Annotated in this window: 16 protein-coding genes; 11 read left to right on the top strand and 5 right to left on the bottom strand. The window is 65.9% G+C overall.

All coding sequences use genetic code 11. From position 1 onward, the window contains the following. Position 1 precedes the first annotated feature (1 nt). Together QCE69_RS10500 and QCE69_RS10495 are read left to right on the top strand one after the other, a co-directional pair. Complete coding sequence (locus QCE69_RS10500; protein ID WP_309930594.1) at positions 2–943, top strand: FAD-binding protein; 942 nt, start codon at positions 2–4, stop codon at positions 941–943. Beyond that, a complete protein-coding gene (locus QCE69_RS10495) occupies positions 940–1761 on the top strand; it encodes a CoA ester lyase (protein ID WP_309930592.1) in 822 nt (273 codons plus the stop codon). Before QCE69_RS10500 ends, QCE69_RS10495 begins: the two co-directional genes overlap by 4 nt. 3 nt (positions 1762–1764) lie before the next feature. On the opposite strand, the gene QCE69_RS10490 is transcribed toward QCE69_RS10495, so the two are convergent. The 3 genes from QCE69_RS10490 to QCE69_RS10480 are packed head-to-tail and all read right to left on the bottom strand — an operon-like array spanning position 1765 to position 4938. Next, positions 1765–2943 (bottom strand): CaiB/BaiF CoA-transferase family protein, encoded by a 1179-nt coding sequence (locus tag QCE69_RS10490; protein ID WP_309930590.1) that lies wholly within the window; start codon positions 2941–2943, stop codon positions 1765–1767. 12 nt (positions 2944–2955) lie between these two features. After that, entirely contained in the window at positions 2956–4116 is a 1161-nt protein-coding gene (locus QCE69_RS10485; RefSeq protein WP_309917711.1) for an acyl-CoA dehydrogenase family protein, read from the bottom strand. Between the two features lie 15 nt (positions 4117–4131). Beyond that, positions 4132–4938 carry a MaoC family dehydratase N-terminal domain-containing protein gene (locus QCE69_RS10480; protein ID WP_309930588.1) on the bottom strand — a complete coding sequence of 269 codons (807 nt, stop codon included), beginning with the start codon at positions 4936–4938 and terminating at the stop codon, positions 4132–4134. 262 nt (positions 4939–5200) lie between these two features. On the opposite strand from QCE69_RS10480, the gene QCE69_RS10475 reads away from it, so the two are divergent. The 6 genes from QCE69_RS10475 (at position 5201) to QCE69_RS10450 (ending at position 11890) form a co-directional block, all read left to right on the top strand. After that, a complete protein-coding gene (locus tag QCE69_RS10475; protein WP_309930586.1) occupies positions 5201–7165 on the top strand; it encodes an FAD-dependent oxidoreductase in 1965 nt (654 codons plus the stop codon). A gap of 218 nt (positions 7166–7383) precedes the next feature. After that, positions 7384–8586 carry an ABC transporter substrate-binding protein gene (locus QCE69_RS10470; protein ID WP_404987840.1) on the top strand — a complete coding sequence of 401 codons (1203 nt, stop codon included), beginning with the start codon at positions 7384–7386 and terminating at the stop codon, positions 8584–8586. Positions 8587–8607: 21 nt separating this feature from the next. Further along, positions 8608–9483: a branched-chain amino acid ABC transporter permease gene (locus tag QCE69_RS10465; protein ID WP_309917702.1), complete on the top strand. Its 876-nt coding sequence runs from the start codon at positions 8608–8610 to the stop codon at positions 9481–9483. After that, a complete protein-coding gene (locus QCE69_RS10460; protein WP_309930584.1) occupies positions 9476–10426 on the top strand; it encodes a branched-chain amino acid ABC transporter permease in 951 nt (316 codons plus the stop codon). Before QCE69_RS10465 ends, QCE69_RS10460 begins: the two co-directional genes overlap by 8 nt. Beyond that, entirely contained in the window at positions 10423–11166 is a 744-nt protein-coding gene (locus tag QCE69_RS10455; RefSeq protein WP_309930582.1) for an ABC transporter ATP-binding protein, read from the top strand. The genes QCE69_RS10460 and QCE69_RS10455 overlap by 4 nt, the downstream gene beginning before the upstream one ends. Continuing rightward, on the top strand, positions 11156–11890 hold the full coding sequence (locus QCE69_RS10450) for an ABC transporter ATP-binding protein (RefSeq protein ID WP_309917693.1): 735 nt from the start codon (positions 11156–11158) through the stop codon (positions 11888–11890). Before QCE69_RS10455 ends, QCE69_RS10450 begins: the two co-directional genes overlap by 11 nt. 55 nt (positions 11891–11945) lie before the next feature. On the opposite strand, the gene QCE69_RS10445 is transcribed toward QCE69_RS10450, so the two are convergent. Both QCE69_RS10445 and QCE69_RS10440 read right to left on the bottom strand, forming a co-directional pair. Continuing rightward, the gene (locus QCE69_RS10445; RefSeq protein ID WP_309917690.1) at positions 11946–13127 is read right to left on the bottom strand and encodes a CoA transferase; all 1182 of its coding nucleotides are present in this window, start codon (positions 13125–13127) and stop codon (positions 11946–11948) included. 167 nt (positions 13128–13294) lie between these two features. After that, positions 13295–15247, bottom strand: coding sequence for an AMP-binding protein (locus tag QCE69_RS10440; RefSeq protein WP_404987836.1), 1953 nt, complete (start codon positions 15245–15247; stop codon positions 13295–13297). Between the two features lie 408 nt (positions 15248–15655). On the opposite strand from QCE69_RS10440, the gene QCE69_RS10435 reads away from it, so the two are divergent. The 3 genes from QCE69_RS10435 to QCE69_RS10425 all read left to right on the top strand — a co-directional run bounded on the left by QCE69_RS10435 (position 15656) and on the right by QCE69_RS10425 (position 18313). Continuing rightward, positions 15656–16525 carry a helix-turn-helix domain-containing protein gene (locus QCE69_RS10435; protein ID WP_309917688.1) on the top strand — a complete coding sequence of 290 codons (870 nt, stop codon included), beginning with the start codon at positions 15656–15658 and terminating at the stop codon, positions 16523–16525. Between the two features lie 96 nt (positions 16526–16621). Further along, positions 16622–17374: an SDR family oxidoreductase gene (locus tag QCE69_RS10430; RefSeq protein ID WP_309917685.1), complete on the top strand. Its 753-nt coding sequence runs from the start codon at positions 16622–16624 to the stop codon at positions 17372–17374. A gap of 156 nt (positions 17375–17530) precedes the next feature. Continuing rightward, a complete protein-coding gene (locus QCE69_RS10425; RefSeq protein WP_309930580.1) occupies positions 17531–18313 on the top strand; it encodes an SDR family oxidoreductase in 783 nt (260 codons plus the stop codon). Positions 18314–18339 lie beyond the last annotated feature (26 nt).

Here is an 18339-nt window from a genome sequence, read left to right as displayed (position 1 = left end):
CATGACGATTCTGATCATTGCGGAACACGACAACGCGTCGATCAAGGCAGCGACGCTCAATACGGTTGCGGCTGCAACTAAAATCGGCGGCGACGTGCATGTGCTGGTCGCGGGATCGAACGCGCAAGGCGCAGCCGATGCCGCGGCGAAGATCGCAGGCGTAGCCAAGGTGCTGCTCGCTGACGCGCCTCAACTCGCCGACGGCCTCGCGGAAAACGTCGAAGGCACGGTGCTGAACATCGCGAAGGACTATTCGCACATCCTGGCTCCCGCCACGGCGTACGGCAAGAACATCGCGCCGCGGATCGCCGCGCATCTCGACGTCGCGCAGATCAGCGACATCACGGCCGTCGACAGCGCCGACACTTTCGAGCGTCCGATCTATGCAGGCAATGCCATTGCTACAGTTCAATCGAGCGATCCGATCAAGGTCATCACGGTGCGCGCAACCGGCTTCGATCCGGTCGCAGCCGAAGGCGGCAGCGCAGCGGTCGAGAAGATCGAAGCCGCCGCCGATGCAGGCATCTCGCAGTTCGTGAGCCGTGAAGTCACGAAGCTGGACCGTCCGGAACTGACGAGCGCGCACATCATCGTGTCGGGCGGCCGGGGTCTCGGCAGCGGCGAGAACTACACGAAGACACTGGAACCGCTGGCGGACAAGCTGGGCGCGGCGCTGGGCGCATCGCGCGCGGCGGTCGATGCCGGTTACGTGCCGAACGACTTCCAGGTGGGCCAGACGGGCAAGATCGTCGCGCCGCAGCTGTACGTGGCGGTCGGTATCTCGGGTGCGATCCAGCACTTGGCCGGCATGAAGGACAGCAAGGTGATCGTTGCGATCAACAAGGACGCGGAAGCGCCGATCTTCAGCGTGGCCGATTACGGTCTCGTCAGCGATCTGTTCAGCGCGGTGCCTGAACTCGTGCAAAGCCTGAACGACCGATGACCACGATGCCCAACCCGACCCGTCATCGTTCGCTGCTGTTCGTCCCCGGCAATCGTCCCGAGCGATTCGCGAAGGCGCTGAACAGCGGCGCCGACGCGGTCATCCTCGATCTGGAGGATGCCGTCGCGCCCGAGCGCAAGGACGAGGCGCGCGCAGCCATTGCCGCGTGGCTCACGCCCGGGCGCCCGGTGCTGATCCGCGTGAACGCGCGCGACACGCCCTGGTTCGAACAGGACGCGCGGCTCTGCACCGTGCGCGGCGTTGCGGGCGTCGTGCTGCCGAAGGCGCAAAGCGCGACGGACGTGATCGAACTCGTCACGCGCACACGCAGCCGCATGCCCGTGTTCCCGCTGATCGAGAGCGCCGAAGGCATGCATCGCGCGCTGGAGATCGCGCGTGCGCCGCATGTGCATCGGCTGATCTTCGGGACACTCGATTTCTGCGCCGATCTGAACATGGCATCCGATGGCAGCGAACTGGACCCTTACCGCGCGCAACTCGCATTGATCTCCCGAGTCGCGCACATCGGCGCCCCGATCGACGGCGTGACACCCGCCATCGACAACGAAGCCGCACTCCACGCCGACACGCTCAACGCAAAGCGACGCGGCTTCGCGGGGAAAATCTGCATCCATCCGAAACAGGTCGATACCGTGAACCGATGCTTTGCCGCCAGCGAAGCGGAACTCGCCTGGGCAAGGGAAGTGCTCGAAGCGTTCGCGCAAGCGAATGGCGCGGCGGTTGCGGTGCAGGGAAAGATGGTCGATCGGCCCGTCGTGATGCGTGCGCAGGCGATCCTCGATACAGCGCGTTCCTGATGATCAGATCGCGCCCTCGGCGCGCAGGCGTTCGATCGAACGCGCATCGTACCCGAGCTCGCCGAGTATGGCTTCGGTCTGCTCGCCGAGCGCGGGAACGGCATCCATACGCGGTTCATCCGCCGCGCTCAAGCCCGGTGGATAGAGCGCGGCGATCTCGCCCACGGGCGTGCGAACGCGCGTCCACCGGCCGCGCGCGTCGAGCTGCTCATGGCGCCAGACGTCGTGCATGTCGTTCATGCGCGCATTGGCGATACCCGCTTCTTCCAGCCGCTCGATCACCTGCGCGGCGCTCATGTCCGCAAATGCCTCGACAATGGTGCGCGTGAGTTCGTCGCGATGCCGGGCGCGGCGGCTGTTGGCGCAGTACCTCTCATCCATTTCGAGTTCGGGACGGCGCAACACGATCTCGCAGAACTTCTTCCATTCGCGCTCGTTTTGCAGGCCCAGCATGACGGTCTTGCCATCGCCGGCCTGGAACGGACCATAAGGGAAAATCGTCGCATGCGAGGCGCCGGCCGGGCGCGGCGGCGTCTGTCCGTCGATCGCGTAGTAGAGCGGAAAGCTCATCCATTCGACCATGCTTTCCAGCATCGACACGTCGATACGCTTGCCGCGGCCCGTCTTGCCGCGCTCGATGATCGCGCCAAGGATATTCGTGTACGCATACATCCCCGCGGCAATGTCCGCGATCGAGCACCCCGCCTTCGCCGGCTCGCCGTCGGAACCCGTGACGCTCAGAAACCCCGACTCGCTCTGGATCAGCAGGTCGTAGGCTTTCTTGTCGCGCAGCGGGCCATCCGCGCCGTAGCCGCTGATGTCGCAGACGATCAGGCGCGGATAACGTGTGCTCAGCGTGTCGTAGTCGAGGCTCAGCCGCTGCGCCGCGCCGGGCGCGAGATTCTGCACGAACACGTCGGCATCGGCGAGCAGCTTGTCGACGATCTCGAGCGCCTGCGGCTGCTTGACATCGAGCGTGATGCTTTCTTTCGAACGATTGGTCCACACGAAGTGCGACGACAGTCCCGAGACGCGTTCGTCGTAGCCACGCGCGAAGTCGCCGGCGCCGGGACGTTCGATCTTGATCACGCGCGCGCCCATGTCGGCGAGCTGGCGCGTGCAGAAGGGCGCGGCGATCGCCTGCTCCAGCGTGACGACCCTGATGTCTTGCAGCGGACGCATGACGAGGCTTCCTCAGAAAGAACGTGGCAAGCCGAGAATATGCTCGGCCACGTACGACAGAATGAGGTTGGTCGAGATCGGCGCGACCTGATAAAGCCGCGTCTCGCGGAACTTGCGCTCGACATCGTATTCCGCAGCGAAGCCGAAGCCGCCGTGAAACTGCAGGCAGGCGTTGGCCGCTTCCCACGATGCATCGGCGGCCAGCAGCTTCGCCATGTTCGCCTGCGCCCCGCAGGGCTGGTGCGCGTCGAAAAGTTCGCAGGCCTTGAAGCGCATGAGATTGGCCGCTTCCACGTTGACATACGCGCGCGCAATCGGAAACTGCACGCCCTGATTCTGGCCGATGGGCCGGCCGAACACGACGCGCTCCTTCACGTATTCGCTGACCTTGTCGATGAACCAGTAGCCGTCGCCGATGCATTCCGCCGCGATCAGCGTGCGCTCCGCGTTCAGGCCATCGAGGATGTATTTGAAGCCCATGCCTTCCTCGCCGATCAGGTTCTCGGCGGGGATCTCGAGATTGTCGAAGAAGAGTTCGTTGGTCTCGTGATTCACCATGTTGATGATCGGCTGGACCGTGAGACCGTGCCCGACCGCCTCGCGCAGATCGACGATGAAGATCGACATCCCTTCGCTCTTCTTCTTCACGTCGGCGAGCGGCGTCGTGCGCGCGAGGAGAATCATCAGGTCGGAATGCTGCACGCGCGAGATCCAGACCTTCTGGCCGTTGATGACATAGCGGTCGCCTTTCTTTTCCGCGGTCGTCTTGATCTTCGTGGTGTCGGTGCCGGTGGTCGGCTCGGTGACGCCCATCGATTGCAGACGCAATTCGCCCGACGCGATCTTCGGCAGGTAGCGTTGCTTCTGCTCCGTCGAGCCGTGCCGCAGCAGGGTGCCCATGTTGTACATCTGGCCGTGGCACGCGCCGGAATTGCCGCCCGACCGGTTGATCTCCTCCATGATGACGGACGCCTCGGTGAGACCCAGGCCCGAGCCGCCGTACTCCTGCGGAATCAGCGCGGCGAGCCAGCCCGCTTTCGTCAGTGCATCGACGAATGCTTCGGGGTAGCCGCGCACTTCATCGACCTTGCGGAAGTATTCGTTCGAGAACTGCTTGCAGAGGTCGCGCACGGCGTCGCGAATGTCCTGATATGCGTCGTTGGTTTCGATCATGATGGGTGGTATGCGTTAGTCGAGCGTGGCGTGAGCCGTCATGCCAAGCCAGCCTTCCTGGTCCTTCGACCATAACTCGATGGACTTGCCATCGGCGGACGGCTGGCCGCACAGATGCAATGCGTTGCCGGCGAAGCAGGGACGCAGCGCCTTGAAGGAAAACTCGCGCACGATGGCATCCGGCCGTTGACGCCTGAGCAGGTCCATCAGCAGCGTGGCGATCAGCGGACCATGCACGACGAGGCCGGCATAGCCTTCCGTTCCCGTGACATAGGGCGTGTCGTAATGAATGCGATGGGCGTTGAAGGTCAGCGCGGAATAGCGGAACAGCAAGGTCTCATCGGGCATCAGCGTGCGCTGCCACGCTTCGTCGGCGGGTGCGGCGGTGGGCGCCGACGCCGTCGTGCCCGCTTCGCGATACACGATGTCGTGTTCTTCCTCGATCGCCAGCGTCCCGTTGCTCTCGATGCGGTGCGCGACCGTCACGAAGCCGAGCCGGCCGGTTCGTCCCTGCTTCTCGCGCACATCGAGCACGCGCGACTCGCGTGTGATGCGTTCACCGACGCGTACCGGGGCCGGAAACCGCAGGCGTCCGCCGGCCCACATGCGGCGAGGCAAGCCAAGGTCGGGAAGAAAGCCGCCTTTCTGCGGATGGCCGTCCGCCGCGATCAGCGTTTGCCTCACGGTCGGCCGGAAGAAGATCCAGTGCCACAGCGGTGGCAGCGCTTCGCCGTCAGCCGGCGACGCCTCGTAGTCGAGCGTGGCGGCGAGTGCGGCCACCGAAGTCGGCGCGACGATATCGACCGCGCATTCCTTGTTCATTCGAATCCTCCGTGCGCGCATGCGGCGCGTCCGTCGCCAGCGGTTGTCCAAGCCCCACTTTAAAGCGCTGACCGTCCAGCAGGGAAATACCGATTTGGTGTGCCCGCCATAGGACGAGCCTATGTCTTTGTCCGCCAGGAGTGGGTTCCGAGGTACGGAACAGCGGTCGCGCAGCGGTTGCGCATGTTCATTCCCGGTCTTCCAATGGATGCGTTCGCGTGACCGGCGCGATTCCGGGCATCGCGAGAACCAGGATACGCACATGTATGAACGAGTGTTGTCGCCGATCCGCATCGGCGCGGTGGAGATTCCGAATCGCATCGTCAGGACAGCGCATGCCACGTCCTTCTCACGCGAGTACATCAATGACGATCTGATCGCCTATCACCTCGAACGGGCGAAAGGGGGCGCGGGACTGTCGATCATCGAAGGTGCATCCGTGCATCATTCGTCGACTTTCGCGCTGAGCGTACGCGACGACGGCGCCATCGCACCGATGCGCCGGCTGGTCGAGGCGATCGCGCCTACCGGCATGAAGCTGTTCCAGCAACTCTGGCACGGCGGCTATACGGACCCGTCGGCGAGTGGCGGTTTGCCCTGGGCGGCATCGGCGCTGCCGGGGCGTTATGCGGTCGCACCGCCGGTTCCGATGACCACCAACCAGATCGGCGAACTCGTCGAAGCGTACGCGAAAGCCGCCGTGCGCGTCGAGGAAGCGGGCATGCAAGGCGCCGAGATACTCGCGGGCAACGGCTATCTGTTCTCGCAGTTCTTCTCGCCGGTGCTGAACCGGCGCACCGACATTTATGGCGGCAGCTTCGAGAACCGCATCCGCTTCCTGCTGGAAGCCTTGCGCGCCGTTCGCGCGGCGACGTCGCCGGGGTTCGCGCTCGGCATGCGTATCGGCGACAGTTCGGACCAGCGCATCCTTTCGGCGCGTGAGACCAATGCGATCGCGTTGCGCGCACAAGCCGAAGGGCTGATCGACTTCGTCAACATCACGCATGGCGACTATTACTTTCATGTCGATCGCTACGCGGGCATGGATCAGCCCGTCGGCTATCAATTGCCGTTCAGCGAGGACATCGGCAAGGACGTGACCGTGCCGCGCATCATCGTCGGCCGGTACGCGACGCTCGACGACGCCGAACAGGCACTCAAGACCGGCGCGGCCGATCTCATCAACATCGTGCGCGGCATGATCGCTGACCCGATGCTCGTCGTGAAGTCGCGCGAAGGGCGGGGCCATGAAGTCAGGCCGTGCATCGGCTGCAACCAGGGCTGCATCGGCGGGGTCTTCAGCGGACGGATGGGATGCGCGGTGAATCCCGCGGTCGGACGTGAGGCGAGCTTGTCGGACGATACGATCGTCAAGACCAACAATTCGCGCCGCGTGCTCGTCGTCGGCGGCGGTGTCGCCGGCATGGAAGCGGCGCGCGTCGCGCTGCTGCAAGGACATCGCGTGACGCTGGTCGAAGCGATGGCCGATCTCGGCGGCTTGCTGAACTACGCGCGACGCATGCCGAAGCTGCACGCCATCGGCGACATCGCGATCTGGCTGGAAAACGAGATCTATCGGCTGGGCGCGGACGTGCGTCTGTCGACCTACATGGACGCCGCCGACGTGCTCGCCGAACATCCCGACGTCGTCATCGTGGCTACCGGATCGCAGCCCGCCGAAGCGCATGAATTCGTACAGACGGCCAGCCCCGCCGCGCAGGTGCGGATCGCACCGGATGCGCGCGTGCTGACATCGCTCGACCTGATCACGGATAGGGAGAAGGCCTATGGCGACACGGCAATCGTCGTCGACGACGTCGGGCACTATGAGGCGATAGGCTGTTGCGAGATGCTGATCGAGCGCGGCGTCAAGGTGACCTATGTCACGCGCCATCTGATGTTCGCGCCCGCGATGGAAGCGACGGGCCGCACTCAGTCCGCGCTGCAGCGCTTCCACAAGGCCGGCGACTTCCGCATCGTCACGCAGGCGGAACTGGTATCGGTCGGCAAGGGCCGCGCCGAGATCAAGCCGCTGTTCGGCGCCAGGACCGAAACCATCGACGCGGACACGGTCGTGATCGTCGGCTATCGCCAGTCGCAGAACGAGCTCTGGCTGGCGTTGCGTTCGCGCGTGGCGCAACTGCATGTCGTCGGCGATGCGCTCTCTGCGCGCGACATCCAGCCGGCGATTCGCGAAGGGCATCTCGCCGCGCGTTCGATCACCTGAATCGCGGCGTTCAAGCACCCGCACATTCGTTCCATTCGATGAATCATCGCGCGTTCGGGCTCGACGCCCGTCCGGCTACGCGCGCGCGTGCTCTGCACGACACACAGCGCGCGCAGCCGAATTCCAACGTACGGATCACTTCGCATGGCCCGATTGACCCGCGCAGGCCGCGCTCGTCAAATGAGCCCACGATAAAACGAAACCATCAGGAGACACACATGAAGCGCAAGACGATCGAACGCGCATTGATGCTCTGGTTCGCCGCACTGGGCGCGACGCCCGGCGCCTTCGCCGACTCGCCGAACGTCATCAAGATCGGACTGTCCGTGCCTCTCTCGGGCTCGGGCGCGAACTGGGGCAAGGGCAGCGAATGGCTGTGCAAGGCGGCCGCCGAGGAAATCCGCAAGGCGGGCGGCGTGAAGGTATCGAACACGGTCTACAACTACGAGTGCGTCGCGTACGACAACAAGTACAACGCGGCGGACGGCGCGAAAGTCGCGCAGACCTTGCTGAGCCGCGACGGCGTGAAGTATATCGGCGGCAGTCTCGGCACCGCGCCCTCGCGCGCGCTGCAGTCGCTCACCGAGCGTGAGGGCGTGCTGTTGTTCACGACCGCCTGGGGCGCCAGCATCAAGGGTCCAAAATATCCGCTGACCTTCACGCAGATGAATACGCCGATCGAAATCGCGCCGCCGCTGGTGCGCTACGTGAAGCAGGCCAACCCGAAGATCCAGAGTGTCGCGCTGCTCAATCCCAACGACGCCACCGGCCAGGAAACGGAGAAGCTCGCGCGCAAGGCCTGGGAAGCGGTCGGCGTGAAGGTCGTCGCGAGCGACTGGTACGAGCGTGGCACGACGGAATTCCAGCCGGTCGCCGCCAAGCTCGCGGGCCTCAAGCCGGACGTCGTCGATCTGTGTTCGAGCCCGCCAGCCGATGGCGGCCTCGTCTTCAAGGAAATGGATGCGCTGGGCTGGAAGGGCGTGAAGGTGGTCGAAGTGGGCACCGGCGCGGACGGGCTGCTCGCGACCGGCGGACGCGCGGCGAACAACGCGTACATGGGTGCCGCGCTGACCTTCGACGGACCCGGCGTGACGGCACGCCAGCGCGAGCTGAACGAGGGCGCGCGCAGCGTGACGGGCGAGTCGCTGAACGCGATCCAGGTCGGCTTCTACGATTCCGTGAAGGCGCTCAAGGCCGCGATGGAAAAGGCGCAGAGCATCGACCCGACGGTCGTCGCCGGCACCCTGCCGGCCATTACCTTTGATTCGTTCTACGGTCGCGCCGCGTTCGGCGAGAAGTCCGTGTACGGCAGCCCGCAGCAGATTCTCGTACCGGTCATCGTCACGCAGATCCAGGGCGACAAGCTGGTGGAACTGGCGCGCATCAGCCCGGATGAGCTCAAGCAACGCACCGGCCAATAAACCAGGTCATCGCCGAATATCATGCAGACACTCTTCCAACTCACACTGACCGCGTTGCAGATCGGCTCGGTGTATGTGTTGTTCGCGCTCGGGTTGACGCTGATCTTCGGCGTGCTGCGTATCGTGAACTTCGCGCACGGACAGTTCTTCACGCTGTCCGCGCTGATCGTGTCGGTCGCGATTCCCTGGCTCGTCATGCGCGGCGTGCCGGTGCAACTCGCCTATCTCGGCGGCTTCGTCGCGGGCGTGGTGCTCGCCTCGGGACTCGGGGCCATCGTGTTCCGCTTCGCGTTCCGCCGCTTCCAGCGCGATCTCGCCGGCTCGTTCATCCTGTCGGCAGGCTTCGTGCTGCTGTTCGAAGGGATCTTCCGCGAAGTCTTCGGCGGCGCGGTGCGCTCCGTGCCGCCGCTCGTCGGCGGCAATGTCGAGCTGTTCGGCGCGACCCTCGCCGCGCAGCGGCTGCTGCTGTGCGGCGTGGCCGTGGCGCTGGCGGGCGGCCTGCTGTGGTCGCTCAACGCGACCCGCATGGGCCGCGCGATGCGCGCCGTGTCGATCGATCACGAAGCCGCGATGCTGCAAGGCATTCCCTACAACACGATCGCGTTTCGCGGCTTCGTCGTCGCGACGGCGCTCGGCGCGATCGCGGGTGCGCTGATCGCACCGGTCTCGATCGTGTCGCCGGAGTTCGGCGAAAGCTATCTCGTGAAAGGCTTCATCGCGGTGGTCATCGGCGGTCTCGGCTCAGTGCCCGGCGCGATTCTCGGCAGCGTGTTCATCGCGCTCATCGAAAGCTTTGGCGGCTACTACTTCGATCCGTCGAGCGCGAATCTCGCGATCTTCGTGCTCGTCATGCTGGTCCTGCTGGTGCGTCCCAAAGGAGTGCTCGGTCATGCGTGACAAGTCTTTCGCGCTGTGCGCGCTCGCGTTGCTGGCGATCAGCGCCGCGAGTCTTCTCGCCGGCAACGGCTATGCGGCCAATCTCGTCGTGTGGTGCGCGATTGCGGCCTTGAACGCGTCCAGCCTGCGCTTCGTGTTGCTGATGGGCGAACTGAACTTCGCCACGGCGGCGTTCTTCGGCATCGGCGCCTACGCGGCGGGCGTGTCCACGACGCTGTGGGACTTGCCCTTCGCGATCGCGCTGCTGGCGAGCGGCGTGCTCGCCTGTGCAATCGGCGCGGTCTTCGGCTTCATCACGCTGCGCACCAAGGGACCGTACTTCCTGCTGATCGGCTTCGCCTTCTCGGAAGTGATGCGCATCGTCTATACGCGCTCGGACTGGCTGGGCGGCAACTCGGGCATGGTCGGCATCTTCCCGCCGGCCGCGTTCGGCGCCGGCTTTCCCGCGTTCGTCGTGTTCGTCGCCGGGTTGCTGATGCTCGCGCTGTTCGTGCTCGAAACCTCGCAGTTCGGCAAGCTGCTGATCGCCGTGCGCGACAACGAGAGCGTGGTGCGCTCGGTCGGCATCCGCGTGCATGCGGTGAAGATCGCGTGCTTCTGCATCTCGTGCTTCGTCACGGGCATCGCGGGATCGCTGCATGCGTTCGCCAACAATGTCATCAGCCCGCTCGATTTCGGCTTTCTGTTGTCGACGCTGGCGCTCGCCTATCTGAAGGTCGGCGGCGAGCATCACCCGCTCGGGCCGGTGGCGGGCGCGGTGCTGCTGGTGTTGCTCGGCAGCGTGACGCTCAGCTTCGGCGCGAGCGAGCATATCTTCTACGGCGCGGCGATCGTCCTCGCGATGCTGCTGCTGCCCGGCGGCATCATGGGCTTCGTGCAGGGCGGCATCACGCGCGCGAAGTCACGCCGCGCGGCGCTCATTCGCTCGAACGGAGGCGCATGATGCAGAGTTCCGCCACCCGACCCTTGCTGGAAGCGCGCGACATCGCGCGGCGTTTCGGCGGACTGCTCGCGGTCTCCGACCTGAGCTTCGAGATTCGCGAACGCGAAGTGCTGGGCCTGATAGGACCGAACGGCGCCGGCAAGAGCACGACCTTCAATCTGATCAGCGGCTTCATCGCGCCGACGCGCGGCACGCTCGTCATCGAGGGCGAGAACGTCACCGGCAAGTCGCCGGAACGCATCAACCGCAAAGGCCTTGCGCGCACCTTCCAGCACGGCAGCCTGATGCGCAGCATGAGCGTGGCCGACAACATCCTCATCGCCACGCTCGGTGCGGTGCCGCGTGCGCAGCGCCTGGAGCGGGTGCGCGAGACCGCGCGTCTGCTCGGGCTGCAAGGCAAGCTCGACGACATCGCCGGCACCTTGCCGCACGGCCTGCAACGGCTCGTGAGCATTGCGATCGCGTTCGCGTCGCGGCCGCGCATCCTGTGCCTCGACGAGCCGCTCACCGGTCTGAACCAGACGGAAGTCGCCGCCACACTTGAGGTGTTCGAGCGCATCCGCGACGAGTTCGGCAGTTCGGTGCTGCTGGTCGAGCACAACATGAAGGCGGTGATGCAGGTCTGCGACCGCATCGTCGTGCTGCATCACGGACGCATGCTGGCGACCGGCACGCCGCAGGACATTCGCCGCGACCCGCGCGTCATCGAAGCGTATCTCGGAGCCGAGCATGCACATTGAGACCAGGCAGGACGACATCGTGCTGGACGTGTCCGGCGTATCGATCAGTTACGGCGCGGTGCCGGCCGTGCGCGGCGCGAGTTTCCAGGTGCGCGGCGGGCAGATCGTGACGCTGATCGGCGCGAACGGCGCGGGCAAGTCGACGCTGATGAAATACATCGCGGGACTCGTGCCGGCGCAGGCGGGCAGTCTGACGCTGCACGGCGAGACGCTGGACGCGGCCTCGGCGGATGCGCGGGTGCGGCGCGGACTGTGTCTGGTGCCGGAAGGGCGACGCCTGTTCGGCAGCATGACGGTGCGCGAGAACCTCGAACTGGGCGCGTATTGCCGCGACGACGCCCGCGCGGTCAGCGCCGATCTCGAACGCTGTATGGGCTATTTCCCCGATCTGGTCGCGAAGCTCGGCGCGCCCGCCGGCACGTTGAGCGGCGGCCAGCAGCAGATGGTGGCGGTGGCGCGCGCGCTGATGGCCGCGCCGCGCGTATTGCTGCTCGACGAACCGACCATCGGACTCGCGCCCGCCGTGGTCGAGCAGATCGCGCGGGTGATTCACGTAATCCGCGATTCGGGCGTGGATGTCCTGCTGGTCGAGCAGAACGCGGAGGTCGCGCTGCGCATCGCGGATCACGCCTATGTGCTGGAGGGCGGCGGAGTCGTGCAGCATGGCGACGCACGCACGCTCGCCGGCGATGAGCGGGTCCAGCGCGCCTATCTGGGCATGTAGGAGAAGCGTGCTTGCGGGATAACCGGGCGAAGGATCGCCCGGATGGCTCAGGCGATCACACGATCTTCCGCGAGCGCAACTCGGCGACCTTCTGCGCGTCGAGGCCCAGTCCCATCAGAATCTCATCGGTGTGTTCTCCGGTGAGCGGCGGCCGCGTGTGGATTTCCGGAGGCGTGCGGGACAGCGACACCGGCGTGGCGAAGATGGGCACCTTCTTCGGCGCGCCGGGATAGTCCATCCAGCGGATCACGTCGGCGGCGCGGACCGTCTCGTCTTCCAGCACCTGACGCGGCGAGTTGACCGGGCTGGCCGGAATGCGCGCCTGCTCGAGCGCGCTCAGCGCCTCGGCCTGGGTCTTGTCCATGCACCACTGGCTCATCAGGTCGCTGAGCACCTCGCCATTGATGCCGCGCTGCGTATCGTCGGCGAAACGCGGGTCGTCGAGCAGCTCCGGGCGGCCTATCAGGTGCGTCCAGCGCTTGAACATCGCGCGGCCGATGACCTGGGTGATGAACCATCCGTCGGTGGCCTTGAAGATGTCGGAAGGGGCGTAGCTGGACGCGCGGTTCAGCGTGGGCTGACGATCCAGGCCAAGCAAAGCTTCCTCGATCAGCGCGCCGCTGGCCATGTTGAGCCCCGTGCACAGCAGCGACGCGCTCACTTCCTGACCCATGCCGCTGCGCTGGCGCTCGTACAGGGCCAGCATGACGCCGAGCGCGCAGGAAAAGGCCGTGGCGAAGTCGACCACGGGCACCATGGCCTTCTGCGGCCGGTCGGGCGTACCCGCGATGTACACCGCGCCGCTCAGCGCCTGGCCCACGCCATCGAACCCGACGCGGTCGCGCACGGCACGGCTGTTGCCGAACGCGTTGGAGGCGACGAGGATGATGTCGGGCTTGATCTCGCACAGGCTGTCATAGTCGAGCCCCAGGCTCTTGAGCGTGCGCGGCGGCATGTTGGCGATCACGACATCGGCATCGGCGACCAGCTTGCGCACGATCTCGCGTCCCTCCGGACTATCGAGGTCGAGCGTCATGGAGCGCTTGTTGCGATTGACCTGCAGGAACAGCGCGCCTTCACCCTGTGCGGTCACGGGCACGATGAAGCGGTCCTCGCCGCCGCCCACGCGGTCGATGCGGATGACGTCGGCGCCATAGTCGGCCAGCAGCGCCGAGCAGAACGGTCCGGCGATGAAGCGTCCGAAATCCAGGACCTTGATGCCGTCGAGTACTTTCATGTTCTTGTCCAGGTGTAAGTCGTTGGCGCGCGATCGAGGTTCGAACCCGTAGCGGTTCCGGCTGCGCTCCATGCACGCGCATTCGTCGGCGTTCGAGCGGACCCGGCATTGCCGGCGCGTGGCCCGGTTGCGAACCTGCCCGTTCCCAAGGTCAGGCGTCGTCCGGGTCAGGCCGAAGTCGCCGCCGCGCGCACATCGTCGAGCGCGGCAGGATTGTCCAGCGACGACAGATCGCCCGGCGGCAGCCCGCAATACACGCTGCGGAGCACCCGCCGCATGATCTTGGAGCTGCGGGTCTTGGGCAGCTGCGCGATCGAATGCACCTGACCGGGCCTGAAGGGGCGTCCGAGGCGCTTGCCGACATGGTCGGCCACGAGCGCCTCCAGATTCGCGCCCGCGATGCTCGCGCCGGGCCGCGCCACGACGAACACCACGAGCTTCTGGCCCTTGTCGGCATCGGCCACGCCGATCGCGGCGGCTTCGGCCGCGTCGGGCAGTTCCAGCACGACTTCCTCGACTTCGGCGGGACCCAGGCGCTTGCCGGCGACCTTGAGCGTGTCGTCGGAGCGGCCCATCATGAAGTAGTTGCCGTCGGGCGTGCGCAAAGCCAGATCGCCGTGCACCCAGAGCCCCGGAATGGTCTGCCAGTAGGTTTCCAGATAGCGCTGGTCGTCGCGCCAGAACGATTGCGTCATGCCGAGGAAGGGCGCCCGCAGCACCAGTTCGCCGACTTCGCCGGTCACGCTCCGGCCTTCGGCGTCCACCACGTCCGCCGCGACGCCGGGCGAAACGGTGTTGAAGCCGCTCGGCGGAATCGGACGGATTGGCACGCTGGCAAGCAGCGCGCCGGACGCTTCGGTGCCGCCCGTGTAGTTGATGACGGGCGCCGTGCCGTCGCCGAAACGCTGCATGAACCAGCTGCAATGCTCGGGCGCGATGCTTTCGCCCGCGGTGATCAGCAGGCGGACCGTCGAGCGGTCGCCCTGGAGCGCGACGTCCTCGTTGCTGGCCATCCCGCGGATCAGCGTGGGCGCTGAGCCGAAGTGCGTGATCCTGTGCCGTTCGACGACGCGCGCCATGCGCGACCAGTCGGGATAATCGGGGGCGCCGTCGTAGCACACCAGCGTCGCGCCGCGCAGCAGCGCACAGCCGAGCACCAGCGAGCCCGCGATCCAGCCCATGTCGGCGGGCCAGCAATAGACGTCGCCGGGATGCACGTCGAAATGGATCAGCGAGTCGTGCGCCACCTTGATCGGAAAGCTGCCATGCGTGTGCACCACGCCCTTGGGCCGGCCCGTGGTGCCCGAGGTATAGATCACCATGAACGGCGTATCGGGCGTGACGGTCACCGGCGCTTCGCCCAGGCCTTGCGCCCGCGTCGCGGTGTCCTGCCAGTCGAGATCGCGCGGATCCTGCGCCGTGTCGCCTTCCGCCCGTTTCCAGATCACGTGTTCGAGCAGCGGCAACGCGCGCCACGCATCGCGCAGCGCGCCTTCCACGTTCACGCGCCGGCTGCGCCGCGCGAAGCCCGTGGTCGCGATCACCATGCGCGCCTCGGCGGCCGACAGGCGCGCGATGATCGCATCGACGCCGAAGCCGCTGAACAGCGGCACGACCAGCGCGCCCAGATGCACGATGGCCAGCAGCGAGACCGTCGCCTCGACGCCGTTTTCCATCAGCAGGCCGACACGGTCGCCCTGTCTGACGCCGTGTTGCGCGAGACCCGCGGCGAAATCGCGCGTGCGTTCTTCCAGTTGGGCATAGGTCAGCGTGCCCACGCTGCCGTCCTCGTGCTCCGCCACCACGGCCCTCTGCTGCGCGGTGGAAGGCTCGCGGCCCCATGCGTAGATCGTGTTGACCCAGTTGAGCCTGCCGCCGGGGAACCAGCTCGGAAACTGCGGTCCGCGCGACAGGTCCGCATAGCCGGTGGGCGGCACGTCCCAGGCGATCGCGCATTCGCGCATCACGATGGTCCAGTAGCGCTCGGGCTCCTCGATCGATACGCGCATCAGTTCGTCATACGAAGACACGTCGAGCGCGCGCATCAGCTTCACGATGCCGGCGTTCTGCAACTCGCGCTCACCCGGATGCCAGACCTTGCCGGTTTCGACATTGCTCATGATCGGTCTCCTGGGTGGCTGCGAGCCGGCCTGCACGAGAGGGAGAGGGGAGGGGTCATCCGGTAATCGACTGGGAGCGGCATGATGAAGGTGACGTCATTGGATCCGAGTTCGTACGATGTGACGGCGCCGGTTGTGGGTCAACCTGTGCGAAGACTCTGTTCCGTACCTTGGTAAGGCCGCGGTTCGTGCCGGATGCGGTACGCCGACGGGTTCGCGCATCGGTCTCATTCCAGAATACGGAACATTTGCACGCTTTGCTTTGACTCGTTTCCGTGCGGCGCGTGTAATGCCCTGCATGAGATGAATGCTTGTCGCGTGCCGCCTGGCTGCCCGGCGCGCCGCGATGAACGATCGGTCCATGCCATTCGGGGTCGCTCATGGAATCGGGACAACACGGAGCAATCGATGCCGCCGCAGGTCAACCTGACAGCGTCGCCCTTGTTCGGGCAGGAAGACGCGAGCTGGTACCACGCTTCGATCGGAGACAGCGGCGCGGCGGACGGCGGTCCGGCATCGCGAGGCATGGTCGTGCCGCTGGCGCGGAGCCTGGCGATCCTCGCCGCCTTTTCACCCCACGAGCCCTGGCTGGGCAATCAGGAACTGGTGATCGAAACCGGCATTCCCGCGCCGACGGTTTCGCGGCTCACGCGTTCGCTCGTCGCGCTCGGCTATCTGCATCACTCCACGCAGCGCCGCAAGTATCGGCTGGCGGCGCCGGTGCTGTCGCTCGGTTACGCGGCGATCGCGCATTCCAGCGTGCAACTGCTCGCGCAACTCGAAATGCAGGCGTTCGCGAACACCAACGGCACGCATGTGATGCTCGGCACGCGGGACCGGCTCGAGGTGATCGTACTGGAGAGCTGCGCGGGCAAGCCAGCCTCGATCGACCTGACGCTGTACGCGGGGACGCGGCTCGGCATCGCGTCGTCGCCGATGGGCTGGGCCTTGCTGGCGGCCTTGCCCGAGCTCGAACGCTTCTATCTGCTCGGCAATATCGAACGCCGTGCGGGACGTGACTGGCCCGGCCTGCGCCGCCGCATCAGCAAGGGCATCTCGCAGGTGCAGAACCTCGGCTATTGCGTGTCGCTCGGCGAATGGGAACCGGACCTGACGATTCTCGCCGTGCCGCTGGTGCTGCATGACCAGACGCCGCTGGTGCTCGCCTGTGTCGGGCACAGCGTCCGGCTGGGGCGTGCGCGCGTCGAACGGGAACTCGGACCGCGGCTGGTCGCGGCCGCGCGGCATCTGCAGGAACAGGCGGTCGTCATCGAATGACGCGGACCCGGGATACACGGGAGCGAGTGGACGGGGCGCCGGTTGCCGTCATCGGATGCCCGGGCAGACACTTCGTTTTTCCAAAGGAGACGTGAAATGGCAAGGCTGGAAGGTAAGGTTGCGTTCGTGACCGGCGCGGGTGGCGGCATCGGCACGGAGATCTGCAAGCTTTTCATCGCCGAGGGCGCGCGCGTGCTCGCCGGCGACATTCACGCGCATCTCTCGGAAGCGGCGGCCGATGCCAGCGGCGGCGGCGACCGGATCATTCCGGTGCGCCTCGACGTCACCGACAAACAGAACGTCTGCGACGGCCTCGCACGCGCGGCGCAGGCGTTCGGCAAGATCGATGTCCTGTGCAATGCCGCGGGCGGATCGACGCCCGCCGACGCACGCGTGACCGAGGCGCCGGAAGATGAGTTCTGGCGCGCCATCAAGCTCGACTTGTTCGGCACGTTTCTCGTGTGCAAATACGGCATTCCTTATCTGCAGAAGACGGGCGGCGGCTCCATCATCAATTTCTCGTCGATGGTCGCGCTGATGGCGCTGGCCGAGCGCGACTGCTACACGGCGGCGAAGGGCGGCGTCCATGCGCTGACCCGGTCGATGGCGCTGGAATATGCGCCGGCGCGCATCCGCATCAACGCGATCGCGCCAGGGCTGACGCTCTCCGAGCGCGTGCGGCATCTGGTCGACGAGCGCGAGGAACTGCGCAAACTGGCAGCCGATTGCCTGCTCGGTCCGTGCGAGCCGGTGGACATGGCGCATGTCGCCGTCTATCTGGCATCGGACGAGTCATGCCGCACCACCGGACAGATCATTCCGGTGGACAGCGGCGTCACCATCTATTGACCGGATGACCGGCATTCGCGGGCGGCCTGTCGAAGTACGGAACAACGTGCGCGGCGTGCGGCCATGGCCTGCGCATCCGGCGTTCAATGCCGGAGGCGGCCGCGCTTCCCGACGGCTGTCACGCTCGCGAACAAAACGGGGGAGACGGGAATCACCATGGACATGAAACTTGCAAACCGGCGCGTCCTGATCACCGGCGCATCGCAGGGCATCGGCGAAGGGCTCGCCCGGGCATTCGCCGCCGAGGGCTGCCACCTCGCGTTGACGGCACGTTCCGCCGACAAGCTGGACACACTGGCAGCCGCCCTGCGCGATGCGCACGGCGTGCAGGTGGAGGTGCTCGCACTGGATATGACTCAGTCCGGCGCGATCGCGGAACTCGCGGCCTTCGCGGGAGACGTCGACGTCCTCGTGAACAACGCCGGCGCGATTCCCGGCGGCACGCTCTGGGATGTGGATGAAGACGCGTGGCGGCGGGGCTGGGAATTGAAGGTGTTCGGCTACGTCAACCTCACGCGTGTGATCTACACGCGCATGAAGGAGCGGGGCGGCGGCGTGATCCTGAACAACATCGGCAACGGCGGCCAGAACTTCGACTTCAACTACATCGCGGGCTCGACCGGCAATGCCGCGCTCATGGCCTTCACCTGCGCGCTGGGTGGCCGCAGCCTGGAGGACGGGATCCGTGTCGTGGGCGTCAATCCCGGTCCGGTGAGCACCGAGCGGATCGCCAAGGTGCTGAGAAGTCATGCGCAACGGCTGCTCGGCGACGCAGCGCGGTCCGCCGAACTGATGGCGGCTTATCCGCTCGGGCGTGCCGCGACGGTGGAGGAAATCGCTGACCTGTTCGTCTATCTCGCGTCGCCCCGCTCGGGTTACACGAGCGGCACGATCTTCACGGTGGACGGCGGCATTACCTCGAAACGGTCGGTGGCCTGAGCTTCGGATCATCGCGGGCCAATCAC

The sequence above is a fragment of the Caballeronia sp. LZ032 genome, assembly GCF_031451315.1.
GTDB lineage: Bacteria > Pseudomonadota > Gammaproteobacteria > Burkholderiales > Burkholderiaceae > Caballeronia.
This window is presented reverse-complemented; position numbering and strand designations above follow the sequence as displayed.